Source organism: Sphingobacteriaceae bacterium GW460-11-11-14-LB5 (genome assembly GCA_002151545.1).
GTDB lineage: Bacteria > Bacteroidota > Bacteroidia > Sphingobacteriales > Sphingobacteriaceae > Pedobacter.
In genome coordinates this window covers 2,288,102-2,304,864 of record CP021237.1, presented here as the reverse complement: position 1 = coordinate 2,304,864, position 16,763 = coordinate 2,288,102, and the positions used below count along the sequence as shown (strand labels likewise).

At 38.8% G+C, this 16,763-nt stretch carries 12 protein-coding genes and 2 riboswitches; of the genes, 2 read left to right on the top strand and 10 right to left on the bottom strand.

Annotation, left to right across the window (positions count from 1 at the left end; all coding sequences use genetic code 11):
• Positions 1 to 21 precede the first annotated feature (21 nt).
• The 7 genes from CA265_09235 to CA265_09205 form a co-directional block, all read right to left on the bottom strand.
• Complete coding sequence (locus CA265_09235) at positions 22 to 1,887, bottom strand: hypothetical protein (protein ARS39821.1); 1,866 nt, start codon at positions 1,885 to 1,887, stop codon at positions 22 to 24.
• A gap of 97 nt (positions 1,888 to 1,984) precedes the next feature.
• Positions 1,985 to 2,177, bottom strand: a riboswitch (cobalamin riboswitch).
• 303 nt (positions 2,178 to 2,480) lie between these two features.
• Entirely contained in the window at positions 2,481 to 3,584 is a 1,104-nt protein-coding gene (locus CA265_09230; GenBank protein ARS39820.1) for a hypothetical protein, read from the bottom strand.
• A gap of 14 nt (positions 3,585 to 3,598) precedes the next feature.
• On the bottom strand, positions 3,599 to 4,540 hold the full coding sequence (locus CA265_09225; GenBank protein ARS39819.1) for a PKD domain-containing protein: 942 nt from the start codon (positions 4,538 to 4,540) through the stop codon (positions 3,599 to 3,601).
• Positions 4,541 to 4,543: 3 nt separating this feature from the next.
• On the bottom strand, positions 4,544 to 5,677 hold the full coding sequence (locus CA265_09220) for a PKD domain-containing protein (GenBank protein ARS39818.1): 1,134 nt from the start codon (positions 5,675 to 5,677) through the stop codon (positions 4,544 to 4,546).
• Positions 5,678 to 5,737: 60 nt separating this feature from the next.
• Complete coding sequence (locus CA265_09215) at positions 5,738 to 6,853, bottom strand: hypothetical protein (GenBank protein ID ARS39817.1); 1,116 nt, start codon at positions 6,851 to 6,853, stop codon at positions 5,738 to 5,740.
• 9 nt (positions 6,854 to 6,862) lie between these two features.
• Positions 6,863 to 7,996, bottom strand: coding sequence for a hypothetical protein (locus CA265_09210; protein ID ARS39816.1), 1,134 nt, complete (start codon positions 7,994 to 7,996; stop codon positions 6,863 to 6,865).
• Complete coding sequence (locus CA265_09205) at positions 7,993 to 10,029, bottom strand: ligand-gated channel protein (protein ID ARS39815.1); 2,037 nt, start codon at positions 10,027 to 10,029, stop codon at positions 7,993 to 7,995. Before CA265_09205 ends, CA265_09210 begins: the two co-directional genes overlap by 4 nt.
• A 94-nt stretch (positions 10,030 to 10,123) precedes the next feature.
• Positions 10,124 to 10,319, bottom strand: a riboswitch (cobalamin riboswitch).
• Positions 10,320 to 10,403: 84 nt separating this feature from the next.
• On the opposite strand from CA265_09205, the gene CA265_09200 reads away from it, so the two are divergent.
• Together CA265_09200 and CA265_09195 are read left to right on the top strand one after the other, a co-directional pair.
• Complete coding sequence (locus CA265_09200) at positions 10,404 to 11,651, top strand: hypothetical protein (protein ID ARS42940.1); 1,248 nt, start codon at positions 10,404 to 10,406, stop codon at positions 11,649 to 11,651.
• Positions 11,652 to 11,758: 107 nt separating this feature from the next.
• Positions 11,759 to 13,162, top strand: coding sequence for a Fis family transcriptional regulator (locus tag CA265_09195; protein ARS39814.1), 1,404 nt, complete (start codon positions 11,759 to 11,761; stop codon positions 13,160 to 13,162).
• 69 nt (positions 13,163 to 13,231) lie between these two features.
• On the opposite strand, the gene CA265_09190 is transcribed toward CA265_09195, so the two are convergent.
• From CA265_09190 to CA265_09180, 3 genes are all read right to left on the bottom strand, one after another.
• Positions 13,232 to 15,022: a chloride channel protein gene (locus tag CA265_09190; GenBank protein ARS39813.1), complete on the bottom strand. Its 1,791-nt coding sequence runs from the start codon at positions 15,020 to 15,022 to the stop codon at positions 13,232 to 13,234.
• A 76-nt stretch (positions 15,023 to 15,098) separates the two neighbouring features.
• The gene (locus CA265_09185) at positions 15,099 to 15,821 is read right to left on the bottom strand and encodes an RNA pseudouridine synthase (protein ID ARS39812.1); all 723 of its coding nucleotides are present in this window, start codon (positions 15,819 to 15,821) and stop codon (positions 15,099 to 15,101) included.
• Between the two features lie 250 nt (positions 15,822 to 16,071).
• Positions 16,072 to 16,761: a DNA-binding response regulator gene (locus CA265_09180; GenBank protein ARS39811.1), complete on the bottom strand. Its 690-nt coding sequence runs from the start codon at positions 16,759 to 16,761 to the stop codon at positions 16,072 to 16,074.
• Positions 16,762 to 16,763 lie beyond the last annotated feature (2 nt).

The window sequence follows — 16,763 nt, the reverse complement described above, 5'->3', positions numbered from 1 at the left end:
TTAAGCAAAGTTAAATCTTTATTAGCGGATATTAAAACTTACACCTGTATTAAAGTTGAAGCCAGGTGTATTGTAGCCAATAATTTCAGTGTATTTTTTGTTCAGGATGTTTTTGGCATCAAAAAATATTTTCACACGTTTTTTAGCCAGGGCATATTCTACATATGCATTTAACAGGTTGTATGATGGCATCTCTTCGTCTAAATAAGAGATGAAATTGGTATCGAAACGTTTACCAAAATAACGTAAGTTAACACTTGCATATAAGTGGCTTGTGGCCTGTGCACCTGCATTAATGCCGAAGGTATGCTTTGGCCTGCGGATTAAATAATTGGTTGTTCCTGTATTTCCTTCTACAAAAGCATAGTAAGCATTGATATTGAAAACACTAAATTTTGCCGCTGGCTCTACTTCAAAACCTTTATATTTTTGGTTACCCTGATTAATATAACCTGTGGTGTAAACAATCGCATCAGTTAAATCGCGTTTGAAACTGGTAACCCTTAAAGTAAAGGCTTCATCAGCCATGTTTAAATTTACACCGGCTTCATAATTCTGAGATTTTTCAGGTTTCAGATCCAGATTGGCACCATATTGACCAAACAACATATTCAGCGTAGGGATTTTGAATGCAGTAGATACTGTTCCAAAAAGTTTTACTTCTTTAATAATGTTGATGCTTGGGGTAACAGAATAAGTATAGTTTTCTCCATATTGATCATGTTTGTTGTAACGTCCACCTACTTCAAGGTTAAAAATGCTTAAATCGTGTAAAAACAATGAACCATAAGCGGCAAAGATGTTGGTTGTCGGGTTTTTGCTATCGGTAATTAACTTCATCTTTCTGTTGTCGATACCTACCAATAAATCTAATTTATTGCCCAATTTCTGGTTGTAGAATAAATCAACTACATTCAGTTTACCGAAGTTTAAAAATTTACTTTCGAAACCTGCATAACTCGAATTTACATTGTTTGAGTTACTCTCGTGGCTGTAGTTAAGCGTTATTTTACCTGTGTTGAATTTATATTCTGAGTTGAAACCTGCACTAAACTGTTTCAAAATAGAATTATTGGTAGGTAAACCATCGGCAAAAGCACCCTCATCTATTTTGTAATCGCCATAGAAATAGCGTAAAAATGGATTAACAGAGAAGTTTTTGTCGAGTTTGATACCGAAGTTAGCATTTAAACCATCAGTTTTAAAGCCATCCTTATCAAATATAGCCGCACTTCCAGCTGGAGCTACAGCTTCAGAAATCCCATCAGTTTTTAAATGTGTGTAGTTAATGTTGTATGAAAAACCTTCTACACCGCCATTTAAACCGATCGTACCTTTATAGGTTTCGAAACTTCCTGCACTGGCTACACCGTAAATGGTATTTCCTTTTGGTCCGCCCTTTTTAGTTACAATGTTGATTACACCTGCAACCGCATCAGATCCGTAAATGGTAGACTGACCGCCCCTTAAAATCTCAATATGATCAATCTGATCAATTGAAAACAGACGTAAATCGAATGTACCGCTGATACTCGCTGGATCGTTTTGTACAATTCCATCAATAAGTACTAAGGTATAACCACTGCCTGATCCTCTGAAAAAGATACTTTTATCTTTCCCCTGACTGCTGTTGCCACCACTAATAATAATACCTGCCTGTTCTGAAAGTAAATCGGGTAATGATTTGCCGTTACTGCGTTCGAGCACTTCGCGACTAATAATGCTGACTACTTTACCTGTTTGCGATTGTTTCTGATCGTTTTTTGTTGCAGAAATCACAACATCTTTAAGTTGTAAACTGTCTTGATTTTGAGCATTAGCCACCTGGCTAATCATTAACTGTGCTAGCCCCAGACTGGCTACAGTTAGCATTCTTTTTTTGTTCATTTGATTGTGGTTTTGCCCACAGCCAACAGATTAGGAAAGGAAATGAAAATACGAAAAACGTTAAGTATTTCAATCCTAGCTTCAATCCCCGAAAGCTATGAAATTAAATGCTAAAGGCAGGTCTTCTGACTTACTCCCGTTTTTCTGTCTTCCCGTACCGGTTAAGCGGAACAGTGACTTGTAGATTGAAAAACGTTACAGAGCTTACAGCTGCGGGACAGTTACAGATTTACACTGTATTCCCTTTTAATCCCGATTTTACACCGGGAACCAAAAGCAGCGCAAATGTAGTAAAAAGAGCGGATAGCCGAAAGTGTGTGCTAGAATAGCGCTGAAAATTAATAAATGATAATAAGGGTCTTTAATTGGAAAGGAATGTCAGTTAGATTTCGGGAACAGCAGTCCCGTTATCCGCTGTAGCTCCGATGAAAAATCGGAGGCTGCCGCTCCTACCGGGTTTATAAATCAGGGCCTCAGATTAGAATCCGTGAATTAATTCTTGACGGTCTGTGGAGACAGAGACCATAGAAATAGAAAAAGGCCTGCAAAAAAATGCAGACCTTTAGGTTGAGAGGTTATTATTGAATGTTATTTTAATGGAATATGGCTAAATCAGGGAAATAGATTTTAGTAAAATCTGTGGTTACCCCATCACCACCGTATTTAATTTTTTTCACCAAAGCACCCGTTGATGCATTGTAAATGAGCAGGTAATTTACTGTAGAAGCTGCACCGTAACCCTGGATTCCGTTAACAACGATATAATCTTTATTCCTGTCGTAACGAATAGCACCGTATACCATAAAAGGATCTTCGGTGATATTGATAAATGGCTGTGCTAAGGATGTTTTATCGCCATCGATATATTTATAAATTGCTTTTCCTGAATGATAGAAAACGGCATTTTCTTTAGTTGAGGCCGTAATACGGGTTGGTGCATCAAGACCGAATGATCCTACAGCAACGGCTAGGCCAACACCTGCAGTGTCTAAATTATTGTCGATTGCAATTAAACGGCTACCTGTTGAAGCCCAGATTTTTCCATTTGGTGTTTGTGCGAATCCACGGTTGATGTTTGAAAAACTCTTGACCAGCGAATAGTTACTGGAAGATACAATCTTCGCACCATTACTCTGTAGCAGGTAAACGTAATCGCCTTTCTTCCACATATCGCCCGTATTTACCGCGCCTACGGTTGTTAGTTTATTTTGAACGGTAAGCGTATTCAGGTCGATCTGGTACACACCATCATTTGCACTGACCAAACCCCTGCTCCCATCAACCTGTATAATACTTCTCCAGTTGCTGGCTTCCTGTACGTATCTGGCCTCTTCTTTTAAAGTCTGTTCATTTATTTTAACAATCGGACCATTTATTTTGCTCATGAGGTAAATACTGCCATTAATTATCGAAGCAAATTGCAAAGTACTCGTTTTAGCAGCATTTGATAAGATTTTTCCCGGGTTTTCCTTCTCATATGCCCTAATGGAAAGGGTATCATCGCCATAATGGTAAAAGCTTACTGCACCGGCACTCTGTCCGTAAGATCCCTCGCCGATTACAAAAAAGCCGTTATCATATTTTCCTGCGGGTGGATCAATCTGTATATCATTTACACTGTCTTTTTTACAGGCATAAAGACCTGTTGTTAAAATTGCTGCAGCTACAAATATTTGTTTAAAGTTGAATTGTTTCATTCTGATATATGGTGTTATTTATTTTTTAAAAGTTTAAGATCAACCGCTCCGCCAAATTCTGTCGAAATCTCTCCGATATAGCGCGAACGGTCGTTATCATTATCCGGACTGAAAGGATTTCCGTTGCTGTTTTGCCCGGTATAAACCTTTACAAAATCGATAGAGGCAAGCGTTACTTTTTTACCTGTAGCATCAACAGCCCAATCGATATCGAAGGTATTGTATCCCCTGCCAAATTGTTCCTGCAAGCTTACATATTCGCTCGATCCATTATCGGCATAACCAAAATTGAATGGTTTATTTGTAATGATTTCTCCGGGAGCAAGTGTGTTTTTAATCAAGGTTCCGGTGAAAGAAATTTCATTAGTAGTGGCCCAGGAAGGAAAATAATCCTGCGTGTGGAATTGATTTCTCAATACCAGCCCTTCTTTGCCCTGGTTATCCGTCCAGCGGATATCATCCGTCAATTTCGAGGGTTTATAATAGGTGATTTTATAATTCTTGATGGTAGCCTGATCGTTATATTCACTTCCAGCTAGTTCGTACCACATATCATCAGGCAAACCGTTTTTATTCTGGTCTTGCATTACACAAACAATACCAGGCTCAGAGAATTCCATACCTATACCAATAAGGGGATTGCCATAAATGCCAAGGTCTGCTCCTGAGCTATTGGTTACACTGTGGTCGAAGCCGAATATAATGTAACCCCCAAAACCGCCCAGTGAAACCAGTCCATTGCCCGCACTGCCGATCAGGATATCGGTCTTTACAAGGTCGTTGGTAAACTGTCCGGGGGCTTGCTTAAAATCATATATTTTATGGAGGTATGGCGATTGGTTTGTTGTTGGTTTATCTCCTTCCTCCTCTTTTTCTGCCGGATTTTCCTTTTTGCAGGAAAGAAGTATGGCAGATAAAAGTGCTAAGCTTACAATTGATTTTATTTTCATCAGCATGTTTTATTTAATTCCCAGATCTACTGCGCCTTTAACTTCGGTTGAGACTTCTCCAAGAAGTGTATTTCCTTTTTCTCTTTGCCCGGTATAAACTTTTAGGAAATCGATGGTTTTCAAAGCGATTTTCTTTCCGGTTTGATCAACGGCCCAATCAAGATCAAAACTGTTATATCTTTTAGTGGCGTAATCATCCTCTATCGACCAACTATCGGTATAACCCCATGGAAATGCATTGTTAATGAAAATACTGCCATTTTTACCCCATGTTGAAGGCAGTAATGTGCCTTTTAAGGTTAGTTTTTCCTGATCGGGTGCAAATTCTGGATAGAAATTGTGTTTGTGGAAATTGTTTACATCGTAAGTTCCGCTGCCACCTTGATTGTCTGTCCAGCTTACATTGGCAAAACCTTTCGGATTGGTGTAGGTGATTTCGTAGTTTTTAATGGTCAGCGGATTGTTGTATTCGCTGCCGGCGAGTTCATACCATTCATCATCAGGTTTGCCATTTCCATTTATATCCTGACTCACCATTACGATCCCTGGCTCAGCAAAAGGAGTTGTACCACCAATCGGATTACCATAAATGGCGAGGTCGGCACCGGTATTGTTTACTACCGAGTGGTCGAAACCAAAAATGATATAACCACCAAAACCGCCTAAGGTAACCATGCTGGTTTTGCTAACATCGCCAATAATTTTCTGTGCACCTGCAAGGCTTCCCAAACCTTCATTGATAAACTGGCCTGGCGCTGGTAGATATTCAAAAACGGTCGTGATAAATTTGGTGCTGTTTGCGGTAATCTCCACTACCGGAATCGGCACCGTTACGGTGTATTTGTGCGAAAAAGATCCGGCGTTGTTGCTCGCGGTATATTCAATTACATAAGTACCGGCTTTTAGGGGTGTAAAATCGTAGTTATAAGCACTGCTTACTACTTTACCATCGAGTTTCCATTGGTGATTAAAGCCTTTTCCATTATTTGTTCCGGCGGCAAAAACAGTTTTGGTATTCACTTTTCCAGTCATGGTTTCTCCTTTAATAAAGAGGTTAACATCAGGAACGGCTTCATTGTCTTTTTTGCAACTGTATACCATCGTAGCAATACCAAGCATTAATATGAGATAACTTTTTTTCATGTATGTGTTTTATTAAATTATTTATTCTGTGTGTAATTTGATAGGAATAATGATGCTCCCTTATTCGTATCTGTAGCTGTAATTGAATACAGCGTGCTGAGGCAATGCGCCAGTTTCAAAACTGAATTTTACTTTACCATCTGTTCCAACACCATAAGCAGATCCTGAGGTGCTGCCATAGCTATTGGCATCAGCAACAATCACTTCTTTATTGAAGGGATTGATCGTTAATCCGTAAGGTATATTTATGGCCTGTCCGCTTGTGATTAAACCTGTACCAATGGCACCAGTTGCTGTATTAAGCGATTTAATTTCAGGGTTGGAATAAATATCTTTGGCTACATAAGCTGTTGAGCCATTGATCGCAATTATGCCCAGATCGTAACTGTAAGAGCCTGTTTTGGTATCGCTGGCACTACTGATTCGATCGAGCGATGGGTCGTTATTGATGATATAATCGTTCCAGCATACCACGAATAAATCGCCGTTATCTGCTGTTTGTATTCTTACCGGATTATTGTTTACGGTAATGTCTTTTGTTTTGGTAAAGGTGGCGAGATCAATAACTGATACCTTATTTTTAGCTCCGTTCTGATAAAAAGGGTGCGATGAATTGCATGCATATAACTTTCCGTTTGCTACCGCCAGCTGCTCAAGGCCTTCTGAAAGCATTATTTCACCATCAATAGCCATTGTAGCCGTATCGATGCGGCTCACTTTACCATCATAACGCGATACATAAGCTTTGTCTTTATAAAAGGCAACAAACCTTGGCAGGTAACCATCTGTTGCTGAATTGAATGAAATCCTCTTTAGCGATTTGCAGGTATTGATATCGATAATGTCCAGAAATGACTGTTTCGTACCCTGAATACCAGCCACAACACAATACATTTTACTGCCGTATTGCTCTAAATCGTTTGCGGTTTCGCCGAGCGATGTACCATTTACCTGTTTGTAATAATCTTTAACTGTTAATTTTGTAGCTATATCATAGTAAGAAATGGCACTGTTACCACCTCCCATCAATCCTTCACAAAGCATGTAAATGCCTTTAGTGCCTGTAATGATTTGTTTTTTCTCCGCTATTTCAGTTCTATCCTTTTTACAGGCAGAAATACATATGGCCGTTGCGGCCAGTATAATTAAAATGTGTTTTTGGTAAAGTTTGCTCATGGTATATATTTAATTTGTGAATGTGATGTGTGCTGGAATATCGCCTGTGGTAACCGACCATTTTAATCGCCCTTCGGGACTATAACAATGTAATTTGCCAGGGCTAACATAATCTTTGGCATCGGTTACGTAAACATCTTTGCTGGCTGGGTTAACGGCGATTCCGTAAGGGATTTTAATGTCTTTTTCAGTGCCATCACTAATGAATTTGCGATCCATCAGGGTTTCATCTTTCGTATTGATCATGTTGTAGGTAATCTTGTTCTTGCCTTCGATGTAGTTCCATTCGGTGCTGTAGATATAGGCGTAATCATCATCTATCACGAGGTTGCTGGCCGCGATATTGAATACCTTTTTAACCTGGTCGGTTTGGGTATCGATTACAAAAAGTTTAGCTGGAATGGTATAATAATCTCCTCTCGAGCTGACGTACAGGTCGCCATAACTGTCGGCTTTTACGCGGCTGAGATTAATGGCCACTTCGATTCTTTTAATTTCAGTAAAACTGGAAAGATCGATTACGGAAAGCGTATGTTCGTAGTCGGGCGGACTGTATCCTCCGGAATTGGCTACATAAAGTTTGGTGCCAATAATGGCCATTTCCTCCGGTTGCCTGCCCACTTCAATAGTTCGATTTACCCTTAGTGCCGTGGTATCAATTTCAGCCACTATCCCATTAGGGGCCTTCGGATCGCCAACTTTGCCTAAATAAGCACTTACATACGCTTTTCCATTACTGAATGTGATGTAACGGCAGTTGTTGATATTGATCTGTCCGATTTTTTTACCGGTTTTAATGTTCAGTACCTCAACCTTGTTTGATATGTTAACCACCACATAAAGTTTACTGCCATACCTACCAATATCATTCCCCACATCGCCCAAACCTTTGGTTACTTCGGGGTTTACCTGATTGTACAGGTTACGGGTGTAAATACCGTTTACCAGGTCCATATAATCGAGCGAAGCTTTATTCATGTTCATATTGCCTTCATTCACCAGATAAAAACCTTTAATGACTGATGTTGGCTCAGGTTCTACTTTGGTTATTTCGGATGGTAGCGGCTGCGGATCTTTTCTACAGGCACTGATAATCACTACTGGAAAAGCCAAAACGAATATTAAAAATTTTAAATACCTCATAATTTATAGTTTAAGGTTAACCTGTAATTTCTACCAGGCATAGGAAAATTTGGGATGATATCGTAATACTGGTTAAGCAGGTTATTTACTTCTCCGTTTATACCTATGCTCCCATTTTTCAACTTAAATTCATAACCAATAGCTGCATCATGAGTGTACCATGGCTCCATGTAGTTGTAAATATTGTTAGCTTTCTGGTTGTAACGGAATCCTGTATAAATGAATCCGTAGTTGGCGTGCCATTGATGATAATCTAACCAGGTAAGAAATGATCCACTATTTTCAGGGATATAAGGAATCTGATCTTGATAAGTTTCTTCAAGTTTTGATGTAACATCAACCGCTTTCTGATAAGTATAATTAATGCCAATGTTGATGATGAAATTGCTAAGTGGCTCGAATGCTGTTTTTGCATTAAGTTCTAAACCACGGATATCAACCAGGCCGATATTGTACATTATCCAACGGTACAGGTTTGCACCGGGTTGTGCCACAATTTTATCTTTTATCCGGTTATAATATACATCCGATTGGATATCGATAAATTTGATCTCCTGGTTTTTGAAGTTCTTGAAATAGGTTACACCAACATCGTACTGTTTGGTGTATTCGGGATTTAACAGGGTATTACCGATAAACGTATAATACAAATCGTTAAAGGTTGGCATTCTGAATATGTCTTTATAGAATGCACGGACTCTGATATCCTGATCTTTTAATAGTTTCCAGGAAAGCATTACGGTTGGACTAAAAACCTGTTTATTTCCGGTTGAAGAATACAGTTTTACCCGATCGACTACGGTTGTGCTTAACAGGTTTGCCTGGATATTAAGCTGCTTAAAGATGAAGGATGAACTTAAAACATTTAAGAAGGTATTGCGAGTGGGATAAGGAAACCTGTATATGTTGGCATCTAAAGTCTGGAAGGTGTAATCAGATGCGTAAGCAGCCTCCCAAACTGAACTGATCTTATATTTTGCAGCAACCGACAGGTATGCTTCCTGTTCTTTAAACCGGTTATCTAAAAAACCTGTGGTGGTTACATAATCAGGATCGAGGTAGCGTTGATATACATAGGCATATTTACCATTCACCAGAATGGTAAATTTATTCGATAAGTTTTTTTCTGCATTTCCCTGGATAAAGAAATCGCGGTCCCATATTCTTTGTGTAAAATCGAATCTATTGGCTACAATTGCTCCGGGTAATCCCCTGTCTGATAAAAATGAATAGGCCTGTGCATGCCATTTACCGCCATTAAATTTACCAAATAATGCAGCCTGTAAACGGAAACGCTCCACGTTTCCATTGTTTCTTACCGCTGTGGTATCGAAAACCCCGTTGGTGTACCTGAATTTATATTTCCCGTCTGCATGGATATATTCGGTATTGATACTGGCCTTTAGCTTTTCGTTAATCTTGTACAAATAAACTAATGATGGATTAATGAGTCCGAATGATCCGTTTTTTAATCCGAGCTCGATCTTTTGCTTTTGGCTTTTTTCGAAATCAGGATCTTTGGTTTTGAGGTAAATGCTGCTTGCTGAGGCATAACCTTTCGCTGGAATCAATAATTCTGGCTTTTGACCACTATACAAAGCAATTTCTTCGAGATTGTTCAATGAGAATTTACCTAAATCTACCTGGCCGTTCTGCGCATTGCCAATCTGGATGCCATCTAAAAAAACTGCAGTATGATTAGTGCCCAAACTACGTACATTAACCGTTTTCATCCCGCCTATTCCACCATAATCTTTCAACTGCACACCTGAAAGGTAGCGGATGGCATCGGCAACAGACAGGCTGTTTATCCTTTTAAGCTCATCAGCCGATAGGATTTGTACCGGTGTTGGCGATTTACTTTGTTCGGTTAACCGGTATTCCCTAATCTGAACTTCTTTCAGTTGTGTGCTTTTTAGGGTACTATCGCTTTGTGCCCTTGTATTTAAAGGCAATAGAAATCCTGTCCATAAAATGGAAGAAAATAGAAAAAACTGCATTGTGCCCGCATAGGCAGAATGTTTATGTGTCATTTTGATTGTGAGTTTAACCCACAGCCAACAGATGGAAAAGAAATGAAATACGAATACGTAAGTACATCACCCCTTAGCTTCAATCCCCGAAAGCTATGAAATATAATGCTAAGGCAGGTCTTCTGACTTACTCCCGGGTTTCCGGCCTTCCCATCCCGACGAGTCGGAACAGTGGCAGATTGATTGGAAATCCGTTAAGGAGCTTACAGCTGCGGGACAGTTACAGATTTACACTGTATTCCCTTTTAATTCCGGGTGTAAAGCCGGAAACCAAAAGCGCTGCAAAAGTAATAAAATTAAACAACTTGTAAAATGGATGATGGAAAATGGTGGTTTTAACAGAAAAGACTAAATTAGGAATCAATTTTTTACCTATGAAAAAAATATTAATTGTTGCTTTTTCATTAATCAGCCTATCTGTTATGGCGCAAAAAACCGATACTGTTTTTCTGAAGAAACTGATGGAAACCAGGCCAGAACTTTTTTCTACCGTACTCAATCATCCTGGTCAAAACCAGATCCAGGTTCTTTATACGCAGGTTAACCGCGATGCGAAAAATAAACCCACGTTTAAAACATTTAGTTACAACTTAGATCCGCACCACTATTTTTATCCGGCCAGTACGGTTAAACTGGCTGCAGTCATTTTTGCTCTAGAAAAAGTAAATCGTTTAAGAAATACAGGCTTAACGGCTAACAGCGCCATGATTACCGATAGTGCATTTAAAGGACAAACGAAAGTATTAAAAGACTCGAGTGCTAAAAACGGGCTTCCATCCATAGCGCACTATGTTAAAAAGATTTTGCTTACCAGTGATAACGATGCCTTTAACCGTTTGTTCGAATTTATCGGCCGGGCAGAAATTAACGAAAAACTAAAGGCAAATGGCTTAAATGATAGCCGTATTTTAAACCGCCTGGCCATTGGCGATGCGGGTGAATCTGCCAAACATACCAATCCCATTAAATTTTATAACGGAGATCATCTGGTGTATAATCAGGCTGCCCAGTATGATCCAAAAGATTATGAATTGAAATTAAGCCATCTGGTAATGGGTAAAGGTTATATGGATAGTACCGATAAGTTAGTAAACAAGCCTTTCAGTTTAGCGGGCAAAAATGCCTTCGCCATTAATGATCAACAGAAACTGATGCAGAAATTAATTTTTCCTGAAGCTTATCCGGCAAAAGAAAGATTTAACCTCACGCCAGAAGATTACAAGCTGATTTATACGTACATGAGTAAATATCCTACAGAAAGTGATTTTCCTAAATACGATCCAAAAGAATTTTGGCCAACCTACGCGAAAATGCTGTATTATGGAAGAGAACAGGTAAGTCCTGATCCTGATATTAGAATCTTTAATAAGTACGGAGACAGTTACGGTTTCATCATCGATAACTCCTATTTCATTGATTTTAAGAACGGAATCGAATATTTCCTTACAGCGGTAGTACAGAGTAATGAGGATGGCATATTTAACGATAATAAGTACGAATACGAAACAGTTTGTTTTCCTTTTATGAAAAATCTGGGGCGTACCATTTATGATTTCGAATTAAAAAGACCTAAAAAGTATAAGCCCGATTTAGGTAAGTTCAAAATGGATTATGCCCATTAAAACCTTTCCTGATCTTTTAAGGTTTATTGCGTATAAATTGTATAAAAAACTATACATTAATTAAAAAATAATATATTCGCATTTCAAAATTAAAGAATACATCTCTAATGGCTAAATTATTAATAATTGACGATGAGCGAGCGATAAGGAGTACCTTACGCGAAATTCTGGAGTACGAAAATTACGATGTTGAAGATATCGATAACGGTATCGATGGCCTCGAAATGATCAAAAAAGGAAATTTCGACCTGGTACTTTGCGACATCAAGATGAATAAGATGGATGGTATGGAAGTGCTCGAACAGGCACAGATCATTAAACCCGATCTACCGTTCATTATGATATCTGGTCACGGTACAGTTGAAACGGCCATTGAAGCCAGTAAAAAAGGAGCTTTCGATTTCATTTCGAAACCACCTGATTTAAACCGTTTATTAATTACCGTTCGTAATGGTTTAGACCGTGGAAATTTAGTTACTGAAACCAAGGTTTTAAAGCGCAAAGCGAGTAAAACCCGTGAGATTTTAGGCGAATCGGAGAGCATTTCTAAAATTAAAGAAACGATAGAGCGTGTTGCCCCTACTGAAGCGCGTGTATTAATTACTGGTGCAAATGGTAGCGGTAAAGAATTGGTAGCCCGATGGTTACACGAAAAATCGAACCGTGCTGATAGCCCTTTAATTGAGGTAAACTGTGCTGCTATTCCATCCGAACTAATTGAAAGTGAATTATTTGGACACGAGAAAGGTTCATTTACCTCAGCAGTTAAACAACGCATCGGTAAATTTGAGCTGGCCAATGGCGGAACTTTATTTTTGGATGAGATTGGCGATATGAGCCTTTCTGCCCAGGCAAAAGTTTTACGTGCTTTGCAGGAGCATAAAATTTCGCGTGTGGGGGGAGAAAAGGAAATAGAAGTAAATGTTCGCGTTTTAGCAGCAACCAATAAAGATTTATTAAAAGAAATTGAAGATGGTAACTTCCGTATGGATTTGTACCACCGCTTAAATGTAATTAATATCCATGTTCCGCATTTAACAGAGCGTACCGATGATATTCCTGTTATCGCTCAGAACTTTTTAGAAAATATCTGCAGCGATTATGGAATGCCGGTTAAGAAAATAAATGATGGTGGTATGTCTGCCTTAAAAGCTTTACCTTGGACAGGGAATGTACGTGAGCTGCACAATATGATTGAGCGCTTGATTATTCTGAGCGATAAGGTAATTACTGAAAATGATGTACGTGCTTTTGCCAATCCAGGCGGTGGTACAAACATTGGGGCAGCCACCAGTGCGCAAATTGCAGGTGCTGGAGGCTCATCCTTAGCTTCTTCTTTCGATTCGTTTAATAATTTTCAGGATTATAAAGATCACGCAGAGCGGGAGTTTATCAAATTCAAACTGGAGAAAAATAACTGGAATGTATCAAAAACAGCTGATGAAATTGATATTCAAAGAAGCCATTTGTATAGTAAAATTGAGAAATTCGGTTTAAAAAGAGCAGAATAGCATTATAGTAAAGAAGTCAAGTTTTTAAAACTTGACTTCTTTTTTATGCTGCAACATTAAAACCCCTTCCTATCCCATATAATCATTCTGTCTCATCAGTAATGCTCTGTATTTATTAAAAATTGCTGTTTTAGAAACGAAACCCAGATACTGGTTTTGCGCAGTTAATACGGGTAAAATCCATACATTATCCTGCTCCATTTTCTCTAATACCATTTTCAGATCATCATTTTCAGTAATCACATTTGGGGCTGGTTGTACCAGATAAGAAGCTTGCAGGTTTTCTTTATCCGGGTGATTAATCATTTCATTAAATAGTTCTTCTATATAAATGATGCCCTTAAAATCGCCCAGCTCATCCGTAACCGCACAAATGTTTTTACGCGATTGCATAATCTCATTCATTTTAACCGAAATCAGATCGTTCATATTTAACTGCGGATAGGTTTTTTCGATCAAATACTTCAGTTTCATCTGGTTTAGAACAGTCGTATCTTTATCATCATGTGATAATAACTCACCTTTATCCGCCAGTGCTTTGGTATAGATAGAATGTTTTTGCGAGCTGCGGTTAATCGCATAAGAAATGGCAGTAGTAATCATTAGCGGTACCATTAAGATATATCCACCCGTAATTTCGGCAATCAGGAAAATACCGGTCAAAGGCGCGTGCATAATCGAACCTAAAGCAGCGGCCATGCCCGCAACAATAAAGTTAGATACATTTAACTGCGCCAGGCCAGATAGATTGACCACATAAGCAAAGATAAATCCGATTAAACCACCCATAATCAAACTCGGCGCAAACGTGCCACCGTTACCACCAGCACCTAAGGTAACTAAGGTGGCTATCGATTTCATAAAAATGGTTACCACTGTAAACAGCACTACTAAAGCCGGAATGGTATTGTAATCGGCAAAAATACTGTTGTTGATCACTGCTTGATAATCGCCTTTTAACAAACCTTTTATCGTAATATAACCTTCACCATATAGTGTTGGAAACAGGAATACTAAAACACCAAGCATTAAACCGCCTACAATTACTTTGGTATAAGGATGTTTGATTTTATAGAATAATCCTTTTACAGCATAATTGGCTTTAGTAAAATAGATTGAGAATAAACCAATAAAACAGGCTAGTATGACATAGTAAAATAAAGCGTTTACCTTCCATCCTTCTGTAACCAAAAAGAAAAGCTGTTGGGTATAAAATAACCTTGCTACTACTGCTGCTGTTGCTGCCGATAATAATAGCGGAATAAATGCCGGAATGGTAAACTCAGGTAATAGAATTTCAATCGCGAAAACAATCCCAGCCACTGGGCTGTTAAACGCTCCTGCAATACCGGCTGCTGCACCACAGGCCACCAGCATGGTAATTTCACGATAAGATAAACCCAGCAAGCGGCCAAGGTTTGAGCCTATTGCCGATCCACTGGTCACAATTGGAGCTTCCAGTCCTGTTGACCCGCCAAAACCAACCGTTACAGCTGCGGTAATAATCTGCGAATAAATATTGTGTGCTTCTACCTTACTCGATTTTTTTGAGATGGCATAAAGCAAAGGCGTTAAACCTGTTTCGAATTTTGTTTTACGGATAAAGTATTTAATGTACAAAACCGTTAAAAAAATACCAATCATCGGAAATATGAAGTACAGGTAGTATTTATATTTCCAGTGCCAGTCTGATTGAAGAAATTCTTCGATATGGTGGGTTAAACTTTTTAAGGCAGCAGCTGCAAGTCCTGCTAAAATCCCGACAATTACGGCCAGGATAATTAAGAAATTACGGTTTGATATTTTAGATTTTCGGTATTGGTTAATCTGATCAAGGTAATTTACAAATCTGATGTACATTCTATTGTTTTTTAATAGAGGGCGAATAGCCCAAAAGTAACAAAAACAACGAAACGAGCCAATTTAAAGGGCTGTTTTATGCATCAAATTTATCCAGTAACTTAATTAAGGTTGCAAAATCTTTTGGATAAGGTGCATCAATCACAATATCTTTGTCGTCTAAACCTTTAAAAACCAAATGCCTGGCATGTAATGCGAAACGTTTCATAATGGGTTGCTCCTCCTCACCTTTGGTTAATTTATAACCTCGCTTGATTGACGAAAGAAAAACGGGTTTCCCTTTATACATGTCATCACCAACAATGGCTGCTCTTTGCGTAGCCAGGTGAATACGAATCTGGTGCATACGACCAGTAATTGGCTTGCACTCTACCAAAGTGTAGTGTTTGTAGTATTTTAAAGAATCGAAAATGGTTTCCGCTCTTTTACCTTCTGCCCTGTCGATGGTTACATTTTTATTGCCATCGTTCAAGATCGGAAGATCAACCGTTAACTGGTCGAAAATGACGTGCCCGTCTACTACCGCGTGGTAAGTTTTATTCACCTTTCTTCTTTCGAACTGCATGGAAGCATGGCGATAACCTTCAGGGTTTTTGGCGATAATTAAAGCACCAGAAGTCTCTTTATCCAAACGGTGACAAACCTGTGCATCATCGCTATACTGTTTGGCCAGGCGTAATACATTGGTTTCTCCAGATCCGCCGCGTTCATCGAGCGACGCTAAAAATGGAGGTTTATTGATAACAATAAAATCGTTGTCTTCGAAAAGAATAAGGTCTTTAAAATTAGGAAACTTCAAACTGTGCTGTAATTAATGAGTTGCAAAAATACGATTTTATTTTTTTAAGGCAGTCGTCACCCTGAATTTATTTCAGGACCACATTCTGGAAAGATGTTGATCCCAAATATTCGGGACAGCATGACGAATTCTTTACGAGTATCGTCCTCCTGAACTTGTTTCAGGATCTACTTGAAAATTTTAAGTCCAAAAAAAGCCGCTCCGATGTAGATCAGAGCGGCTTAATAACTTTAGCTTTTATAATTCTTACTTAAGAAAGCTCAAACTTATAACCTACCCCTTTTACGGTTGATACATAAGTTTCGCCTAATTTTTCTCTCAGTTTACGGATGTGAACATCAATGGTTCTGTTGGTTACGACTACCGAGTCTTCCCAGATATTTTTAAGGATCGATTCGCGGGTGTAAACTTTTCCTGGTTTTGAAGCCAGTAAGTATAAAAGCTCAAATTCCTTTTTAGCCAATACTACCTTGTTGCCACCTTGAAATACTAAATAAGCTTCACGGTCGATCACTAAATCGCCAATTTCCAGTTTGTTCTCCGATACTTCTTCTGTTCCGGTATTTCTTCTTAAAATCGCATTAATGCGGCTTACTAAAGCGCGTGGTTTAATCGGTTTTGCGATATAATCATCAGCACCTACATTAAATCCGGCAATCTCAGAATACTCCTCACTTCTGGCAGTTAAGAAAACCATAAATGTATTCTTGAATTCAGGTATGGCACGCATTAAACGGCAAGCCTCAATTCCATCCATCTTAGGCATCATAATATCCAGGATAATTAAATCCGGATGCACCTTTTTCGCAACAGTAATTCCTTCCTGGCCATTGGTAGCGGTGAAAACCTGATAACCCTCTTTTTTAAGGTTATACTCAATTAGCTCCAGAATATCCGGTTCATCATCAACAATTAATATTTTCTGACCTGCGTTGTTCATAG

Coding starts and splice junctions, on each gene's coding strand:
- CA265_09200 (ARS42940.1), top strand. CDS start 10,404: ATGAAAAAAATATTAATTGTTGCTTTTTCATTAATCAGCCTATCTGTT.
- CA265_09225 (ARS39819.1), bottom strand. CDS start 4,540: ATGCTGATGAAAATAAAATCAATTGTAAGCTTAGCACTTTTATCTGCC.
- CA265_09230 (ARS39820.1), bottom strand. CDS start 3,584: ATGAAACAATTCAACTTTAAACAAATATTTGTAGCTGCAGCAATTTTA.
- CA265_09205 (ARS39815.1), bottom strand. CDS start 10,029: ATGACACATAAACATTCTGCCTATGCGGGCACAATGCAGTTTTTTCTA.
- CA265_09180 (ARS39811.1), bottom strand. CDS start 16,761: ATGAACAACGCAGGTCAGAAAATATTAATTGTTGATGATGAACCGGAT.
- CA265_09210 (ARS39816.1), bottom strand. CDS start 7,996: ATGAGGTATTTAAAATTTTTAATATTCGTTTTGGCTTTTCCAGTAGTG.
- CA265_09190 (ARS39813.1), bottom strand. CDS start 15,022: ATGTACATCAGATTTGTAAATTACCTTGATCAGATTAACCAATACCGA.
- CA265_09235 (ARS39821.1), bottom strand. CDS start 1,887: ATGAACAAAAAAAGAATGCTAACTGTAGCCAGTCTGGGGCTAGCACAG.
- CA265_09220 (ARS39818.1), bottom strand. CDS start 5,677: ATGAAAAAAAGTTATCTCATATTAATGCTTGGTATTGCTACGATGGTA.
- CA265_09215 (ARS39817.1), bottom strand. CDS start 6,853: ATGAGCAAACTTTACCAAAAACACATTTTAATTATACTGGCCGCAACG.
- CA265_09195 (ARS39814.1), top strand. CDS start 11,759: ATGGCTAAATTATTAATAATTGACGATGAGCGAGCGATAAGGAGTACC.